Annotated in this window: 12 protein-coding genes; 10 read left to right on the top strand and 2 right to left on the bottom strand. The window is 75.1% G+C overall.

Going from position 1 to position 17,287, the window contains the following annotated elements:
- Positions 1 to 238: 238 nt before the first annotated feature.
- Entirely contained in the window at positions 239 to 4,672 is a 4,434-nt protein-coding gene (locus AH6_RS46465; RefSeq protein ID WP_067473233.1) for a CLIPPER-2 domain-containing protein, read from the top strand.
- Between the two features lie 64 nt (positions 4,673 to 4,736).
- Here the strand turns inward: AH6_RS46465 and AH6_RS03260 are convergent, their stop codons facing one another.
- Both AH6_RS03260 and AH6_RS03255 read right to left on the bottom strand, forming a co-directional pair.
- Positions 4,737 to 5,462 (bottom strand): response regulator transcription factor, encoded by a 726-nt coding sequence (locus AH6_RS03260; protein WP_067473230.1) that lies wholly within the window; start codon positions 5,460 to 5,462, stop codon positions 4,737 to 4,739.
- Positions 5,459 to 6,592: a sensor histidine kinase gene (locus AH6_RS03255; RefSeq protein ID WP_067473227.1), complete on the bottom strand. Its 1,134-nt coding sequence runs from the start codon at positions 6,590 to 6,592 to the stop codon at positions 5,459 to 5,461. Before AH6_RS03255 ends, AH6_RS03260 begins: the two co-directional genes overlap by 4 nt.
- A 227-nt stretch (positions 6,593 to 6,819) precedes the next feature.
- On the opposite strand from AH6_RS03255, the gene AH6_RS03250 reads away from it, so the two are divergent.
- The 9 genes from AH6_RS03250 (at position 6,820) to AH6_RS03210 (ending at position 17,261) form a co-directional block, all read left to right on the top strand.
- Positions 6,820 to 7,425 (top strand): glucosaminidase domain-containing protein, encoded by a 606-nt coding sequence (locus AH6_RS03250; RefSeq protein ID WP_157431232.1) that lies wholly within the window; start codon positions 6,820 to 6,822, stop codon positions 7,423 to 7,425.
- Positions 7,426 to 7,486: 61 nt separating this feature from the next.
- Positions 7,487 to 9,928 (top strand): putative bifunctional diguanylate cyclase/phosphodiesterase, encoded by a 2,442-nt coding sequence (locus tag AH6_RS03245; protein WP_083982181.1) that lies wholly within the window; start codon positions 7,487 to 7,489, stop codon positions 9,926 to 9,928.
- 90 nt (positions 9,929 to 10,018) lie between these two features.
- On the top strand, positions 10,019 to 10,399 hold the full coding sequence (locus tag AH6_RS03240; RefSeq protein ID WP_067473221.1) for a response regulator: 381 nt from the start codon (positions 10,019 to 10,021) through the stop codon (positions 10,397 to 10,399).
- A complete protein-coding gene (locus AH6_RS03235) occupies positions 10,396 to 12,516 on the top strand; it encodes a sensor histidine kinase (protein WP_083982179.1) in 2,121 nt (706 codons plus the stop codon). The genes AH6_RS03240 and AH6_RS03235 overlap by 4 nt, the downstream gene beginning before the upstream one ends.
- Before the next feature lie 171 nt (positions 12,517 to 12,687).
- Entirely contained in the window at positions 12,688 to 12,972 is a 285-nt protein-coding gene (locus AH6_RS03230) for a hypothetical protein (protein ID WP_067473218.1), read from the top strand.
- A 205-nt stretch (positions 12,973 to 13,177) separates the two neighbouring features.
- Entirely contained in the window at positions 13,178 to 15,196 is a 2,019-nt protein-coding gene (gene flhA / locus AH6_RS03225) for a flagellar biosynthesis protein FlhA (RefSeq protein ID WP_067473215.1), read from the top strand.
- Positions 15,174 to 16,322 (top strand): hypothetical protein, encoded by a 1,149-nt coding sequence (locus tag AH6_RS44515; RefSeq protein ID WP_067473213.1) that lies wholly within the window; start codon positions 15,174 to 15,176, stop codon positions 16,320 to 16,322. The genes flhA and AH6_RS44515 overlap by 23 nt, the downstream gene beginning before the upstream one ends.
- A complete protein-coding gene (locus tag AH6_RS03215) occupies positions 16,319 to 16,957 on the top strand; it encodes a PilZ domain-containing protein (protein WP_067473210.1) in 639 nt (212 codons plus the stop codon). The genes AH6_RS44515 and AH6_RS03215 overlap by 4 nt, the downstream gene beginning before the upstream one ends.
- Positions 16,944 to 17,261: a hypothetical protein gene (locus tag AH6_RS03210; RefSeq protein WP_067473207.1), complete on the top strand. Its 318-nt coding sequence runs from the start codon at positions 16,944 to 16,946 to the stop codon at positions 17,259 to 17,261. The genes AH6_RS03215 and AH6_RS03210 overlap by 14 nt, the downstream gene beginning before the upstream one ends.
- The last annotated feature ends 26 nt before the right edge of the window (positions 17,262 to 17,287 follow it).

Raw genomic sequence — 17,287 nt, 5'->3', positions numbered from 1 at the left:
CGAAGGGCCTCCCGCCGAACCCGCCGTACGTCCCACTTCACCTTCTCCGACCTGCGAGGTCGCGTCAGGGCAGCGCCGTAAAAGCGGAGTGAAAGCTTCGCCTGCATCGGGACGGACGGGCATGCCGGTGCGGGGGCCGGGCACCGCACCGGCCAATCAATTGATCTTGTGCCCGGCCGGGCGCCCGCGCGCGCCGCGCGCCGGGGCGCACCGGCCTCTTCGCTGGAAAGGGGTCGCCTTGCTCGGGAAGGGGCCGTCGTCGCGCCGCACCGCCACCGTGCTCGCTCCGCTGGTGGCCGCCGGCCTACTCGCCGGGGCCCCCGCGCCCCTCCCCGCCCACGCCGCCCCCGTCCAAGCGACCCTTGCCCGAACGGCCTCTGTCCAGGCCGCCCCCGCCCAAGCCGCGCACGCCCAAGCCGCGCACGCCCAAGCCGCGCACGCCCAGACCGCGCACGCCCAAGCCGTCCCCGCCCGCGCCGCGTCCGCCCGCGCCGCCGTGGGCACCACCGTCGTGGACGAGCCCTTCACCGGCGCCGCCGTCGCCGATCCGCGCTGGAGGACGGTGGGCTCGGCCTGCCTGACGGCCGACACGAGCGCGGCCGGGAACGTGGCCGCGTGCCCGTCGTCGGGCCGGGTGGGCCCGGTCCCGGCCCGCGGCGCCTCCCCCGGCTACCTGCAGCTCACCGACGCGAGGACCTACGCGGGCGGCGGGGTGGTCTACAACCGCCCGATCCCTGCGGCCAAGGGGCTGAACGTCAGCTTCGACGCCTTCATGTACGGCGGCACCGGCGCCGACGGGATCTCCTTCTTCCTCGTGGACGGCGCCACCGACCTGACCAACGTCGGCGGGCGCGGCGGCGGCCTGGGGTACGCGCCGCTGATCAGCTCCGTGACCACGCCCCCCAACACGCCAGGCATCGCGGGCGGCTACCTCGGCGTCGGCCTGGACAGCTTCGGCAACTACTACCGCGACGCCGAGGGCCGGGGCACGGGCTGCCCCGCCGGGCAGCGCACGGTCGCCTCCACCACCGTGCCCGAGACCGTGTCCGTGCGCGGTCCGGGCGCGGGCATGAACGGCTACTGCGTGCTCGGCGCCACCGTCACCGGCAACACCGCCAAGCCCTCCAGCACGCTGCCGGGCAAGCTGCGCGCCGCGTCCCTGGGGACGGCGAAGCGCACGGTCGACCTCCAGATCACCCCCGGCGCCACCCCCCGGCTGACCCTCAGCGTCGACTTCGGCTCCGGGCCCGTGACCGTGCTGCGGGACATGGCGCTGCCCGGCGCGCCGTCCACCTACAAGTTCGGGTTCGCCGCCTCCACCGGCGCGTCCACCAACGTCCACCTCATCCGGAACCTGACGGTGTCGACGCAGCTGCCGCTCGGCACGCTCACCCTCACCAAGCAGGTCAGCCGCGCGGGCGACCCGCTGCCCGCCGTGATCAGGGCGGGGACGGTCATCCCCTACGAGTACGTGCTGACCAACGCGGGCGACACCACCCTGGTCGACCCGGCCGTCACCGACCCCGGCGCGGACGGCCCGATCGCCTGCCCGTCCGCCCCGCTGCACCCCGCCCCCGACCCGAGCGCCACCCTGGTGTGCACCGGGCGGCACACCGTCACCGGCGACGAGGCCGCCGCCGGGGAGGTCGCCAGCACCGCCACCGCCACGGCGCGCGTCCAGGAGGGCGGCACCGTCGAGGCCACCAGCCCCGCCGCGCTGGAGGTGCCGCTGGAGTCGTCGATGGCGGTCGCCAAGTCCGTCGTCACGTCCGGCCCCTACAAGGCGGGCCAGCAGGTGAGCTACTCCTACACCGTCCGCAACACCGGCGGATCGGTGCTGAAGACGGTGAAGGTCGCCGACGACCGCGCCACCAGCGCGGCCCCGGTCTGCGAGACCGACACCCTGGACCCCGGCCAGACCACCACCTGCCAGGGGCAGGGCACGATCCGCGTCGCCGACCTGAGTTCCGACGGCCGCCTGCGCAGTTCGGTCACCGCCACCGCCGTCAGCGCCATCGGGCAGGACGTCACCGCGTCCACCACCTCCAGCACGCCGGTCGCCGCCGACCTCGCCGTCACGATCGCCGCCGACGAGCCCTCCCCCGCCGTCGGCGACACCGTCACCTTCACCGTCACCCTGACCAACAACGGCCCCAGCGCCTCCGGGCCGGTCACGGTGACCGCGCCCGTCTCCACCTCCCTGGCCAACCAGTCCTCGCAGGCCGACGCCGGCTCCTACAACCCCGGCTCCCGGACGTGGAGCGTGCCGGGTCTGGCGGCGGGCGCGACCGCGCGCCTCACCCGCACCGACCGGGTCGTCGCGAGCGGATCCTTCATCGCCACCGCCACCATCGCCACCGTGTCCCAGCCCGACCCGAACACCGCCGACAACAGTGCCTCGACGACGTTGAAGGCGGACCAGCCCATCGCCGACATCGCGGTCCTGGCCACCGCGCAGGACACCGCCATCCGCGTCGGGCGGACCACCGTCCTGACGCTGACGGCCAAGAACAACGGCCCGCGCGCCGCCACCGGCGTCGCGGTCCGCGCCCCGCTGCCGTCCGCGCTCCGGCTGGTGTCGGCCTCGGGCACCGGCGGCTACGACGGCGACACGAGCCTGTGGACCGTCGGTTCCCTCGCCCCCGGGCAGGCCGTCCAGATCGCCCTGACGGTGCGGGGCGCCGACACCGGGTTCGCGCTCACCACCGCGTCCCTGGCCGCCACCAGCCCGCAGGACCCCGCGGCCTCCAACGACGTGGCCACCGCCGGGGTGACCGTGCAGCCGCGCCGGGCGGACCTGGCGGTGACCATCCGGCTCGACCAGCCGGGGCAGCCGCGCGTCGGCGACCGGATCACCGCCGTCGTCGAGACGTCCAACAACGGCCCCGACACCGCCCCGGACGTCCGGGCGCTCGCCGACCTGCCGCCCGGCCTGACCCTGGACGGCTACACCGTCGACCAGGGCACGCTGGACCGGGACAGCGGCGTGTGGCGCATCGGCGCGCTGGAATCCGGCGAGAGCGTCCGGCTCGTGGCCCGGCTCACCGCCGCGCAGTCGGGATTCTGGTCGGGTTCGGTGTCGGTCAGCGATCCTGGCGTCACCGACCCGGTGGGCATCAACAACTCCACGACCAGCACCGTCCAGGTCGAGAACGTGCCGCCGCCCAGCACCGACGTCGGGATCGCCACCGTCGGGCCGGCCGACCTGACGGTCTCCTCCGGCGGCACCGTGGAGTACCGCGTCCGGGCGTCCAACCGCGGCCCGATCATCGGCACCGGCGTCGTCTACACCGTCACCGTGCCGCAGGGGCTCGGCGTGCTGGAGGCGACCGCGTCGGCCGGTTCCTTCGATGCCGCCACCGGCCGGTGGACGCTCGGCGACCTGGCCGTCGGCGAGACCCCGACGCTGACGCTGCGGTTGCGCGCGGGCACCACGACCGGGAGCCGGACCGTCGTCACCGCCCTCAGCCACCTCGACCAGGCCGACTCCAACGACCAGGACAACATCACCAGCTCGTCGGTCACCGTGACCGCCGCCGCCGACCTGGCGGTCACCAAGACGGTCTCGCCGCAGGTCGCCAACGTCGGCGAGCTGCTCACCTACACCGTCACCGTCAGCAACCGGGGCCCGCAGGACGACACCGGCGTGCAACTCCAGGAGACCTCGCGGGACCCGGTGGAGTTCCTCAAGATCGACATCTCCCAGGGCGTCTTCCACCCCGACACCCGCACCTGGGACGTCGGGGCCCTGGCCGCCGGGGCGACCGCGACGCTGACGGTGAAGGTCCCCGCCAGCCCGGAGGGGTCGCCCACCAACACCACCGTGGTGTCGGGCGCCGACATCGCCGACCCCGACCTGGCCAACAACCGCGCCAGCGCGACCGTCACCGTGCTGGCCGCCGACCTCGCCACGACGCTCACCGCCGACCGGACGCGCCTCGGGCCCGCCGACACCGCCGAGGTGCGGGCCACCGTCACCAACAAGGGCCCGCGCCCCGCCACCGGCGTCGTCGTGCGCGCCGCCCTGCCCGGGGTGCGGGTGCTGGCGGCGAGCCCCGGCACGGGTTCCTACGACGCGGCGTCGCGGGCCTGGTCGGTCGGCGACCTCGCGCCGGGCGCGTCCGCCGTCCTGACCCTGCGGGTGCGCCTCACCGATCAGCGCTCCGCCACCCTCGCCGTGACCGGCACCGCCGCCGGGCCGCCGGACCCCGAGCACGGGAACGACACCGCGCGGCTGACGCTCACCGCCGAAGGGGCCGAGCAGGCCAGGCGGGCCGACCTGGGGGCCGCCGTCCACGTCCGCCGCCGCACGGTGCGCGTGGGCGAGCCCGCTCGCGTGGACGTCACCGCCACCAACCGGGGGCCGGACGCCGTCAGCGGCGCCCAGGTGACGATCGACGTCGCGCGGGGGCTGCGGCCCGCGCTGGCCCCCGGCTGCTCGATCACCGGGCACAAGATCCGCTGCCCGCTGCCCCGGCTGGCGCGCGGCGCGTCCCGCCGCTTCACGGTGACGGTGGTGGCGTCGTCCGGCGGCGACCAGCGCGTCACGGCGCGGGTCGGCGGCGGGAACGTGCTCGACCCCGTCGCGGCCAACGACCGCGCGACGGCCGTGCAGCGCGTGTCGGGCCGTCCCGGCTCGCATTGCCGGGTGATCGGCTCGGCGCGTTGCTGAGCGGGACTGAGCGGAGCAAGGCCGGGCTCGGCGGGGCTGAGCGGGCGGGCTCGTCGTCAGGCGGTCACTGGCGGCTGGACGACAGCGGCACCCCGGCGCGCCCCTGCTCGGCGGGCGGCCGGTAGCGGTACCCGACGCCCCGCATGGCCTCGATCGGGGACTCCGCCGGGTCGGCGAAGCCCATCCGGCGCCGCAGCCGCAACACGGCGAACTTCACCCGCTCGGGGCTCAGGCCGGTCGGGTCGTCCCACACCAGCGACAACAACTGGGCCGGGCTGAGCACCTGGCCCGCGTGCCGGACCAGGGTGTTGAGCAAGCGGAACTCGGTCGGCGTGAGGCGCACGTCCTCCCCGGCCACGTGCACCGAGCGGGACGCGGGCTCCAGCCGCACCAGGCCGTCGTCGTAGACGTCCTCGGCCCAGCTCGCGACGCCGGCCCGGCGCATCAGCGCCTCGACCCGCGCGGTCAGCTCGGCCTTGGAGAACGGCTTCACCAGGTAGTCGTCGGCGCCCGCGCGCAGGCCCCGCACCTTCTCGGTCTCCTGCCCCCGGCCGGTCAGGATCATGATGGGCAGGTCGCTGATGTCGCGCACCCGCTCCAGCACCTGCCAGCCGTCCATGACCGGCAGCCCGATGTCGAGGATCAGCGCGTCCGGCCGCACCTCGTGCAACATCCGCAGGCCCGTGCGCCCGTCGCAGGCGGGCACGACGTCATGGCCGCTGTGCCCCAGCAGCGCCTGGATGACGGCGATGGTGTCGGGATCGTCCTCGATGACCAGCAGCTGGCTCACTGCACACTCTCCTCATCCGGTGACGGCGGTTCCCAGGGCAGCTGGGCCACCGCCGACCGTCCTTCCGCGTCCGCCGTGGTCCGTAGGGTGCCGCCGTGCATGGCGGCGATCGCCCGGGCCGTGCTCTCGCGCGGCCACCGGGCGGGTCCGGCGGTGGGGGCGGGCTCTGCCAGGCGCCACGCGACACCGATCCGCCACCCCTGCTCGGCGGGTTCCGCCACGACCGTGACGGTGTCGCCCGGCCCGGCCGCCGCGAGCGCGCCGCTCACCAAGATGTCGAGCATGCGGCGGACCCGGACCGGGTCGCAGCGCAGCGTCGGGCCGCGGCGGGCCTGGCAGAGCAGGGCGACGTCGGCCCGGTGGGCGTCCTCGCGGAACCGGGAGACGACCTTGTGGGCCAGCTCCATCGGATCGACCGGCTCCAGGCGCCGCCGCGACGAGGGCGCGGTCGGGTCGGCCAGCAGCGGCAGGTCGTGCAGCAGCTCCGACAGGCGCAGCGCGTTGCGCTCGATCACCTGGGCGAACTGGCGCTGGACGTCGGTGAGCGGCCCGGTGTCGGGATCGGACAGCAGGCCCGCGTAGGCCAGGATCGGGGTGAGCGGGGTGGTCAGGTCGTGGACCACCGTGCCGATCATCCCGGCGTGGTCCAGGCGCAGGGCCGCCTCCTCAAGGGCGTCGGCCGTGCCGTCCGGGGTGCCGGGGACCGCTTCCGCCCCGGTCCCCGCCCCGGTTTCGGCCTCGGTTCCGGCCCCGGTCCCCGCCTCGGTTTCGGCCTTGGTTCCCGTTCCAGCGCCCGCCTCGATCGTCGCGGCCAGGCAGCCCAGCGCCTCCGCCACGCCGCACCCGTCCGCGTCCTCCTGCAGGGTGACGGCCAGCGAACGGCCGGGGCCCGCGGGCCAGACGCGTTCGCCGGGGAACTCCGGTCCGGCTTCGGCGGGGCGCAGTTCGGCCCGCACGACGCCGGGGGCGGCCCGGAGGCCGTCCAGCAGGACGGTATTGGAACGTTCCGTTCCCGGGGCGTCCGGGGACCGCAACCGCCCCTGGAGCAGTGCGAGGATCGCCCGCACCGTGTCCGAGGCGTCGGTTCCGCAGGGAGCGGTGCGGTCCAGGTGGTCGCCGTGGTTCAGCATCGCCGCTCCTCTCGTGCCGCACGGTGTGTTGGTTCTGGGTGCTCGTTTGGGGTGCTCGCTCGTGTGCCCGCGCAGGATTTGCACGGTAAGTATCGTTCTGCTCACATGAAGTTATCAAAGGTGATCGCGTGCTCGGCACGGCGGGTGCGGCGGGCCGCCGGGCCCTGCAACCGAACGGAACCGATGGCGCACCCGGGACGCAGCCGCGGCCCGCGATCGTCGAAAGCATGCGGCTACTGACCCGAACCTCCGTCCTCGCCTGCGTGCTGGCCACGCTGGCCGCCCTCGCGGCGGCCGCGGGCGCCGCCGCCGGCGTGGGCATGGCTCTGGCTCTGACCTCGGCCAACGCGACGCCCCGGCCCTCTTCCGGCATGGTGAACGTCGCCGCCACCTCCGCCACGGGCCCTTCCGCCGCCACGGCCGCGTTCGTGCGCCGCATGGCGCCCGCCGCCCGCGCGAGCGGCCGCGCCTGGCGCGTCCCGGCGTCGGTGGTCCTCGCGCAGGCCGTTCTGGAATCGGATTCTGGTCGTAGCGCGCCCGCCACGGGCGGCCGCAACTACTTCGGCGTGAGGTGCGTCCCCGGCAAGCCGGGCTGCCGCGCTCACGGCCCCGCCCGGGGCTTCCGGGTGTACCGCTCGGCGGCCGCGTCCTTCGCCGACCACGCCCGGACGCTGGCGACCGCCCCCCGCTACCGCGCGGCGCTCCGGCAGGCCGGGTCCGCCGACCGGTTCGCCCGCGCCGTCGCCCGCGTCGACCACGCCGCCGACCCGGCCTACGCCGCCGAGCTCGTCCGGCTCATGCGCGCCTACGACCTCTACCGCCACGACCGCTGACCACGCCGTGGAGTCCCCCGCCACCGGCCGCACCCGCCGACCCGCCCGCGTCAGGAAGCCGATGCCGTCTCACACCGTGCCCCGCACCGACCTCGTCGGCCCGCGCCTCGGGCCCGGCGACGGCCCTACCGACAGCAGCGCCGACAGCGGCGCCCGCCGTCCCGCCTGGTGGCTGCTGTACGCCCTCGCCGGGGCGGCCGTCAGCCTGGTGGCGGTCGTCACGCCGGGCATGGCCGGGCAGCTGCTCTGGGACACGGTGCCCGCCGCCTCGCTCGCCGTCATGATCGTCGCCATCCGGCGGCACCGCCCCGCCCCGGCCGCCGCCTGGTGGTTGATGGCGGCGGGCCTGGGGGCCTGGCTCGCCGCCGACCTGCTGTGGACGTTCTGGTACCTGGCGGTCGGCGACGACGACGCCGTGCCCGCCTGGACCGGCCTGGTCTACCTGACCGCCTTCCCGCTGCTCGCGGCGGGCATCGGCCGCCTGCCGCGCGGCCTCGCCCTGCCCCAGCGGTCCGGCGCGACGCTCGACGCGCTGTTCACCATCATCGGCCTCGGCTACCTGTACTGGAACGTGGTGTTCGGCCCGCAGGCCGCCCACCCCCCGGCGCCCGGCGTGGACGGCTTCCTCACCGTCGCCTACCCGCTGCTGGACCTGCTGCTGCTGTTCCTGACCGCGCGCCTGTGGCTGCTGTTCGGCCGCGGCAACCCCGCCTACCTGATGCTGGGCGCCGGGTTCGGCGCGCTCTCGCTCGGGGACGCGATGTTCGCGGTGACCCAGACCGGCTCCGGGCTGGCCACCGGCAACGCCGTCGAGAACCTGAGCTGGCTCGCCTGGTGCGTGCTGATGGGCGCGGCCGCGCTGCACCCGTCCATGCGCGGCGCCCGGGAGCCCGGCGGCGGCAGCCGCCTCACCCGGCTGCGCGGCCTGGTGTTCCTCGCCATCGTGTGCGGCGGCCCGCTGTCGGTGCTGGTCAACTTCCGGCCCGGCCGCGCCGACCTCGCCGACGTCGCGATCCAGCTCTGCACGATGGTCGCGCTGGTCGCCTTCCTGATCATGCGGATGGTGCACCTCACCGGCGTCGCCGAGCGGCGCGCCGAGGAGCTGGACCGGCAGGCGGGCGCGCTGCGCGCCTCGCTCGCCGACCAGCACGCCCTCCAGGAGGCGCTGACCCACCAGGCCCTGCACGACCCGCTGACCGGCCTGGCCAACCGGGCGCTGTTCCGCGACCGGCTGGAGCTGGTCGCCGCGCGCCGTCCGGGCGGGCCGCCGTCGGCGGTGCTGCTGCTGGACCTGGACGGCTTCAAGGACGTCAACGACACCCACGGGCATCCGGCGGGCGACCAGCTGCTGGTCCAGGTGGGGCGGCGGCTGCGCGAGCTGCTGCGCGAGGCCGACACCCTGGCCCGCCTCGGCGGCGACGAGTTCGCCATCCTGCTGGAGGGGGTGGACCTGGACGAGTCCGCCGACATCGCCGGCCGCGTCGTGGACGCGCTCGCCGATCCCTGCACCGTGGACGGCGCGGTCCTGCACGTCACCACCAGCGTCGGCCTGTACATGATCGAGAACCGGTCCGACCCGTCCGACGTGCTGCGCGACGCCGACCTCGCGCTGTACGCGGCCAAGGCCGCGGGCAAGAACCGCATCAGCGTCTTCCACGCCGGGCTGCGCGTCAGCCGGCTCGACCACGCCCGGATCGTGGCGGGCCTGCGCCGCGCGCTCGCCGAGGACGGCTTCGGCCTCGCCTACCAGCCGGTCGTGGACATGGACACCGGCCGCGTCCGGGCGGTGGAGGCGCTGCTGCGCTGGGACTCCCCCGACGGGCCCGTGCCGCCGGAGGTGTTCGTGCCGATCGCCGAGGACAACGGCCTGATCGTGCCGATCGGCGCGCAGGTGCTGCGCCGGGCGTGCCGCGACGCGCTGCGCTGGCACGAGCGGCACGGCGTGGCGGTGACCGTCAACGTCTCCAGCCGCCAGCTCCGCTCGGCGGGCTTCGTGGACACGGTGCTGGAGGTGCTGCGCGACAGCGGCCTGCCCGGCGCGGCGCTCATCCTGGAGATCACCGAGACCGCGCTGCTGGCCAGCGGGCCGCAGAAGACCGCGCAGATCATCGCCCGGCTGGCCCGGCTGCGCTCGCACGGCGTGCGCGTGGCCATCGACGACTTCGGCACCGGCTACTCCTCGCTGGCCTACCTGCTGCACCTGCCGGTCGACGTCGTCAAGATCGACGGCGCGTTCACCGCCGCCGACCCGGGCGACGACGCCGCGTCCCGCCGCCGCGACGCCTTCGTCCAGGCGATCCTGAGCCTGTGCGAGAGCCTGGAGTTGCAGGCCGTCGCCGAGCAGGTGGAGACCGTGCGCCAGCACGAGCTGCTGCGGGACCTGCACTGCCCGCTGGGCCAGGGCTTCCTGTTCGCCCGGCCGCTGCCCGCCGCCGGGCTCGACGCCCTGCTGGACGGCGCCGGGACGGCCGATCCTGCGCCCTGGGCCGAGAACGCGGGCTGATCCCCCCAAAAGCCTCAAGTGCGGCCCATAGGCGGCCGATGGGAGCCCCGGAGACCCGGGAACGGGTCACCGTCCGTCCAAGGAGTGGTAGTGGCCCGACTGCTGATCGTCGAGGACGAGCGGGACATCCGCGACCTGATCGTCCAGCAGCTCCGCGACGGCGGGCACGACGCCGTCGCCGTCGGCAGCGCCGCCGCGGCGTTCGCCGCGGTGTGCCGGCACGGCCCGCCCGACGCCGCCGTGCTCGACGTCGGCCTGCCCGACATGGACGGCATCGAGCTGCTGGGGCGGCTGCGCGACCTGCGCCCCGGGCTGCCCGCAGTGATCGCGACGGTGCTGTGGAGCGGCGAGGCGATCGCCCGCATCCACGAGTCCGGCGGCCACCACCTGGCCAAACCCTTCAACCGGGACGACCTGTACGCCGCCCTGCGGCGCGTGTTGCCCGCCCCGGACGGGGAGCGGGCGGCATGACCCCCGCCTGGGCGGCACGGGCACCGGGGACGGCGCGGACGCCGGGGACGGCGCGGGCGGCGCGCACCGCCGGTTTCGCCCTGGCCTACCTGCTGGTGGCCTGGGCCGGACGGCAGACGATCATGGACGCCGTCGACCTGAACCTGGTGTGGCCCGCCGCGGGCGTCGCGGTGGTGTGGCTGCTCGCCGCCCCGCGCGGGCGCGGGCGGGCCCTGGACCTGGCGGTGCTCGCCGCCGCCATCACGGCCGTCAACCTCGCCACCGGCACCCCGCCCCTGATGGCCGGGGCCTTCATGGTGGCCAACCTCGCCCAGGTCGCCGTCTTCCTCGCCGTGGCCGACCGGGTGTGCCCGCACCTGGCGGAGGCGGGCCGGACGCCGTTCGCCCGGCTCGCCGACCTGCGCGGCGCCCTGATCGCCATTGCGGCGGGCGTCGGCACCGGCGCGGCCGTCGGCACGTCCCTGCTGTGCCTGCTCGGCGGGACGTGGTCCTGGCCCGCCGCCGCCGTCTGGCCCGCCCGCAACGCCGCCGGGATCCTGCTGGTCGGCACGGCGGGGCTCTGCCTGTACCGCGCCCTGGAAGGGCGGTCGGCGCGGGACCTGGCGACCGCCGCGCGCGCCCGGCTCGACCGCGACGGCTGGTGGGCCGTCGAGCGCCTGGCCCTGGCCGCCGCCTCGGCGGCCGCCTACTGCGCGGTCTTCGGCAACCGGGACGTCCCGCTGGCCTTCATGCTGCTGACGGTGACGGTGTGGGCGGCGATGCGCTGCGGCGTGGCGTTCGTCGCCGGGCACAGCCTGGCGGTCGGCGCCGTCGCGGTGACGTGCACCCTGCGCGGCGACGGGCCGCTGGCGGCGGTGCAGTCCACCCCCGTCCGGGCGCTGCTGGTCCAGCTGTTCGTCACGCTGGTCGCCTTCGTGGGGCTGGTCCTGGCGCTCAGCCGGGCCGAGCGCGAGGAGCTGACCCGCCGCGCCACCGCCGCGCAGGGGGAGGCGTGCGCCCAGGCCCGGCTGCTCGGCACGATCATGGACTCAATGCGCGAGGGCGTCAGCGTGCTGGACTCCGGCGGCCGGTTCCTGGTCCACAACCCCGCCGCCGTCGAGCTGCTGGGCGTCGGCGGCGACGGCGGCGCGGTCCGTTCGCCCGGCTACTACGGCCTGTTCCACCCCGACGGCAGGCCCCTGGCCGACGAGGAGATGGCGCACGCGCGCGTCCTGGCGGGCGAGGCGGAGGTGCGCGACGAGGAGGTCCTGGTCCGCAACGCCGCCGTGCCCGAGGGCCGACTGCTCAGCGTGAACGCCGTGCCGCTGGCCGGGGACGGCCGGGAGCGGTGCGCGGTGGTGGTGTTCCGCGACGTCACCGCCGAGCGCCGCCACCGCGACGAGCTGACCGCCTTCGCCGGCGTCGTCGCCCACGACCTGCTGAACCCGCTCACCACCGTCGACGGCTGGGCCGAGATGACCGACGAGCTGGTCGACTCCGGCGGCTCGGCAGGCGACCTGCACGACGGCCTGGCGCGCGTGCGCCGCGCCGCCGCCCGCATGCGGCACCTGATCAACGACCTGCTCGCCTACACCACCGCGCGCGACGCCCCGCTCGCGGTGACCGAGGCGCGCCTGGCCGACCTGGTCGCCGACGTCGTCGCCGCCCGCACCGACCGGCCCGGCCGGGGCGGGGCCGCGCCCCGCTTCGAGATCGCCGAACTGCCCGCCGTGCACGGCGACCCGGTGCTGCTGCGCCAGCTGCTGGACAACGTGATCGGCAACGCCCTGAAGTACTCCCGGCCCGGCGTGCCGCCGCGCATCGCCGTCAGCGCGGCCCCGGCCGGGGACGGCATGGTCGCCGTGGAGGTGCGCGACAACGGCCTCGGCATCCCCGCCGGGCAGCACGAGAGCGTCTTCGACAACTTCCACCGCGCCCACCGGGGCACCGGCCACGGCGGCACCGGCCTCGGCCTGGCGATCTGCAAGCGCATCGCCGAGCGCCACGGCGGCACGATCACCGCCGCCGCCAACCCCGGCGGGGAGCCCGGCACGCGCGTCGTCTTCACGCTGCCCGCCGCGCACGACCCCGCCCGCCGCCGGTCCCCGCGCCGGGCGGCGGTCACGACCACAAATTGACGCAGAGCCCTTCGGCTTTACCCAAACCAGGGCAAGCACTCGCCGTCCACCGCGCCCGGCAGGGGTACGGACAGCCACGAGGGATGATCCGTTCTCTCTCGCCCGCGGGCCGCGGCACGCGCACCGTCGCGCCGCGGCCCGCGGGCCACCGACCACAGGAGGAAGATCGGAATGACGACGCTGACGCACCGTGCGCGACGTGGCCTGACGGCCGCCGTACTGGTTCCCGCCTGTCTCGGCCTGGCCGCGGCCGGAGCGGGGTCCGTCATGGCCGACGACGGGGGCGGCGTCAAGTACGCCAACGTCTCCAGCAACGCCAACCCGAACGGCGCCAGCACCACCGGCGTGTTCGCCGAGAGCGACGGCCACGGCGGCACCCGGTACGTCAAGGTCTACAAGGAGGTCAGCGCCAACGGCGCCTCCAGCTCCACCGTGCAGAGCAGCGCCGGTCACTGACGCTCCGGCAGGAGCCCTTCGCGCGGCCGCCCGCCCCGACCGGGGAACGGGCGGCCGTTCGCGTCCGGTGGCGGAAAAATCCTCAACACCCCGCCTCCCCCGCCGATCGGCAGGGAGCCAGGACGGCGAAGACGGTCACGGACACGACCGACGACCGGTGACGCTCTGGAAGCGGAGGACTCGCGTGCCCCAAGGCATCCGTCAGATGGCCGTGCCCCTCGGCGTCATCCTGATCATCGTCATGATGGTCATGCCGCTGCCGACCATCGTGCTCGACCTGCTGATCGCCGCCAACATCACCATCGCGCTGCTGGTGCTGCTGGTCAGCATGAACGTGCGCCGGGCGCTGGACTTCTCCTCCTTCCCCGGCCTGCTGCTGGTGCTGACGCTGTTCCGGCTGTCGCTGAACATCAGCGCGACCCGGCTGGTGCTGCTGAACGGCGACGCGGGCAAGGTCATCGGCGCCTTCGGGCACTTCGTGGTCGGCGGCTCCCTGGTCGTCGGCCTGGTGATCTTCCTGATCCTGATCGTCATCCAGTTCCTGGTGATCACCAAGGGCGCCGAGCGCGTCGCCGAGGTCGGCGCGCGCTTCACCCTGGACGCCATGCCGGGCAAGCAGATGGCGATCGACGCCGACCTGAACGCCGGGCTGATCGACGAGAACGAGGCGCGCCGCCGCCGCTCCGACGTGACCGCCGAGGCCGACTTCTACGGCGCGATGGACGGCGGCTCCAAGTTCGTCAAGGGCGACGCGATCGCCGCCATCGTCATCACCTTCATCAACCTGGTGGGCGGCTTCGCCATCGGCATGGTCCAGCACCAGATGGGCCCCGCCGAGGCCATGCAGACCTACAGCCTGCTGAGCATCGGCGACGGCCTGGTCTCGCAGATCCCCGCGCTGCTGCTGTCGGTCGCGACCGGCATCATCGTCACCCGCGCCAGCGACGACAGCGACATGAGCGGCACGGTGACCCGCCAGCTCGGCCAGCACAAGCGCGCCCTGCAGATCGCCGGCGGCGCGGCGCTCGCCCTGGTCCTGATCCCGGGCCTGCCCAAGCTGCCCTTCATGATCATCGGTGGCGCGATGCTGGTGATCGCCCAGCGCGTCCCGAAGGCCGCGCCCGAGCAGTCCGCCGTGCCGGCCGCCGAGCCCGACCGCCCCGCGCCCGACTCCCCCGAGTCGCTGCTCGGCGAGATCGGCGTCGACCCGCTGGAGCTGGCCCTGTCCCCCGACCTGGTGGACCTGGTCGACGCGGCGGGCGGCGACCTGCTGGAACGCGTCCGCTCGTTGCGCCGCAAGATCGCGCTGGAGCTCGGCGTCATCATGCCGCCGGTGCACACCCGCGACGACCTGGACCTGCCGCTGTCCACCTACGTGCTGCGCATCAACGGCGTCGAGGCCGCCCGCGGCCAGGCCCCGCCCGGGACCGTGCTCGCCATCGGCGACCACCTGGACGGACTGCCCGGCCGCGCCGGCCAGGAGCCGGTGTTCGGCCTGGCGGGCAAGTGGGTGCCGAGCGAGCTGCGCCACCAGGCCGAGCTGACCGGCGCCACCGTCGTCGACCGCGCCTCGGTGATCATCACCCACCTCGCCGAGGTCGTGCGGGCCAACGCCGGACGGCTGCTGGACCGCGAGGACGTGCGGGCCCTGACCGACTCCGTGCGCCGCACCCACCCGGTCGTCGTCGAGGAGCTGACGCCGGGCCTGCTCAGCCTCGGCCAGGTCCAGCTCGTCCTGCAGTCCCTGCTGGAGGAGGGCGTGCCGGTGCGCGACCTGGTGCGCATCTTCGAGGCGCTGTCGCTGGCGGCCAAGAAGAGCACCGAGCCCGAGGCCCTGCACGAGGCGGCCCGCGCCGCGCTCGGCCCGGCCATCGCCGCCCAGCACACCGAGGCCGGCCGGCTGCCGGTGCTGACGCTGGACCCGCGCACCGAGCAGCGGCTGCTGGAGTCGCTGCGCCCGACCGACCAGGGCGTCCAGCTCCTGCTGGACCCCGCCTCGGCCGAGAACCTGATCGGCCAGGCCATCCGGCTCACCGAGATGGCCGAGCAGCAGGGCGTCACCCCGGCGCTGGTCTGCTCGCCGCAGTTGCGGACGCCGCTGCGGCGCCTGCTGAAGATGGCGGTGCCCCGGCTGCCGCTGCTGTCCTACACCGAGATCGCCGAATGCACGGCCCGAGTGGAGACCCTGGGAGTTGTGACCGATGCCGAAGCACTTGCTGCTTGAGGGGACCGACCTGGAGACCCTGCTGTCCCAGGTCCGCGCTGAGCACGGGCCGGAAGCCTCCATCGTGTCGGCCGACCGGGTGCGCAGCGGCGGTTTCGCCGGCTTCTTCGCCCGGCAGCGCTACGAACTGACCGTGAGCGTGCCCGACGAGGCACCGGCCGCGCCGGCCCCTGCCAAGTCCGCACCGCAGAACGAGGCGATGCCGCAAGACGAGTCCGCGCAGGACGAGGCGGCTACGCAGGACCCGGTGGCGGCCCTGCTGGCCCGCACCGAGGAGCGCGAACGCCGCCTGACCGCCCCTGCCCCGAAGCAGGAGACACCCGCAGAAGCACCGGCCTTCACCGCCACCCCAGCGGCCACCACGACGATGGACCAGGCGTTCGCCGACGTCCTGGCCGCCCAGCGACGCCCGGAGCACCCCACGTCCCCCACCCCCGCCGGAGTGCAGGCGTTCCAGCCCCGGACCGTCGAACCGGACCGCCCCCTGGCGGCGCCGCTCAGGGCGCTCGGCATGCCCGACCACCTCGTCCGGCGCGCCACCGGCACCGACACCTACCGCGCGGTGGTCCGGGCGCTCGCCGCGATGCCCGAGGCGCCCGCCGCCCCGGACCGTCCCGGCGACGTGCTGGTCATCGTCGGCCCCGCCCGCACGGCGCTGCCGATCGCCGAGGCGACCGCCCGCGCGCTGTCGCTCGGCCCGGCCCAGATCCTGCTGGCGGCGCGGTCCACCGCCGGGACCGGCGTCCACCACACCCGCCGGATCTCCGGCCCGGCCGAGGCCGTCCGCCGCGCCCGCAAGCTGCACCGGGCCGACGTGGCGCACGTGGTGGTCGTGGACGCCTGCGCCGAGGACGGCAACGGCGAGTGGGCCCGCGCGGTCACCGACGCGCTCGGCGCGACCGCGGTGTGGGCGCTGGTCGACGCCAGCCGCAAGATCGCCGACACCGCGCGCTTCCTCGGCGCCCTCGGGCCGGTGCACGGCCTGGCGGTCACCGCCCTGGACGCCACCGGCGACCCCGCGAGCGTCCTCGGCCTCGGCTTCCCCGTCGCCCGCCTGGACGACCGGCCGAGTTCCCCGCACACCTGGGCCGCGCTGCTCTGCGACCGGCTGGAGGGACAGGCGTGATCAACATCAGTCCCCCCGCGCCCGGCACGCTCGTTGAAGTGGCGCTGCCCGACGGCCGCGTGCACTCCTCGCGCTCGGAGGCCGTCGCCGAACTGGAGCTGACCATCACCGCGCCCGCCGGCGCGGGCGACATCGAACCGCCCGGCCCCGGCACCGTCCTGGAGCTGCGCTGGACGGGCCCGCGCGGCCTTTACACCGCCCCGGCCGTGCTGACCGGCGTCTCCGACGGCCGGATCAAGTCGTGGACGGTGCAGGCGACGGGCGAGGTGCGCGTCGACAACCGGCGCGACGCCGCACGCGTCACGACCAGCGCCCAGGTCCGCCTGACGGACGCGGAGACCGGCGCGGAGGTGTTCCGCGGCCGTCTGCTCGACGTCTCCGAGGGCGGCGCGCGCTGCCGCGGAACCGGCCCGGACGCGACCCCCGACCAGAAGGTCATCGCCAAACTGGTGCTGGACGACCGGATCCTCTCCCTGCCCGCACGCGTGCTGTCGGCCGACGCGCCCGACGCGAAGGACGTCCGCCTGCTGGTGCTCGCCTTCAACGCCACCAACGCCGAGGCGGCGGTGATCAACCGCTACGTGCTCCAGGCCCAGATCCGCGCGAGAAAGGCGAACGAACGTGCGGCTGGTTAGCTTCCCCGTCCTGGTCTTCGCCGCGATCCTGGACAGCCAGGCCCTATGGCGCGCCTTCGTGACCGAGGAACTACCGGTCTCGACGGCCCTGATCCGCTACCTGATTGCGGTGGTGGTGAGCGTCGCCATGGTGTGGGTGCTGTCCCAGCTCACGACCGCATACACAAGAACACGCCCCACTCCACCCAAAGACGAAATCATCGTGACCGCCGAACAGGTAGGCACCCCCTACAACCGCCAACCCCCCAACCGCCCCCTGGCACCCGAAGCCCGCCCCACCGCAGAACTCCCCCCAGGCCACTAACAAAGGCCAGACACGATGTGCTGGCA

Source organism: Actinomadura hibisca NBRC 15177 (assembly GCF_001552635.1).
Taxonomy (GTDB): Bacteria; Actinomycetota; Actinomycetes; order Streptosporangiales; family Streptosporangiaceae; genus Spirillospora; species Spirillospora hibisca.
This window is presented reverse-complemented; position numbering and strand designations above follow the sequence as displayed.

Excerpts from the sequence above, each read along its gene's own strand:
- AH6_RS03255 (WP_067473227.1), bottom strand. The coding sequence starts at position 6,592 with ATGCTGAACCACGGCGACCACCTGGACCGCACCGCTCCCTGCGGAACC.
- AH6_RS03250 (WP_157431232.1), top strand. The coding sequence starts at position 6,820 with ATGCGGCTACTGACCCGAACCTCCGTCCTCGCCTGCGTGCTGGCCACG.
- AH6_RS03245 (WP_083982181.1), top strand. The coding sequence starts at position 7,487 with ATGCCGTCTCACACCGTGCCCCGCACCGACCTCGTCGGCCCGCGCCTC.
- AH6_RS03235 (WP_083982179.1), top strand. The coding sequence starts at position 10,396 with ATGACCCCCGCCTGGGCGGCACGGGCACCGGGGACGGCGCGGACGCCG.
- AH6_RS03230 (WP_067473218.1), top strand. The coding sequence starts at position 12,688 with ATGACGACGCTGACGCACCGTGCGCGACGTGGCCTGACGGCCGCCGTA.
- flhA (WP_067473215.1), top strand. The coding sequence starts at position 13,178 with ATGGCCGTGCCCCTCGGCGTCATCCTGATCATCGTCATGATGGTCATG.
- AH6_RS44515 (WP_067473213.1), top strand. The coding sequence starts at position 15,174 with ATGCCGAAGCACTTGCTGCTTGAGGGGACCGACCTGGAGACCCTGCTG.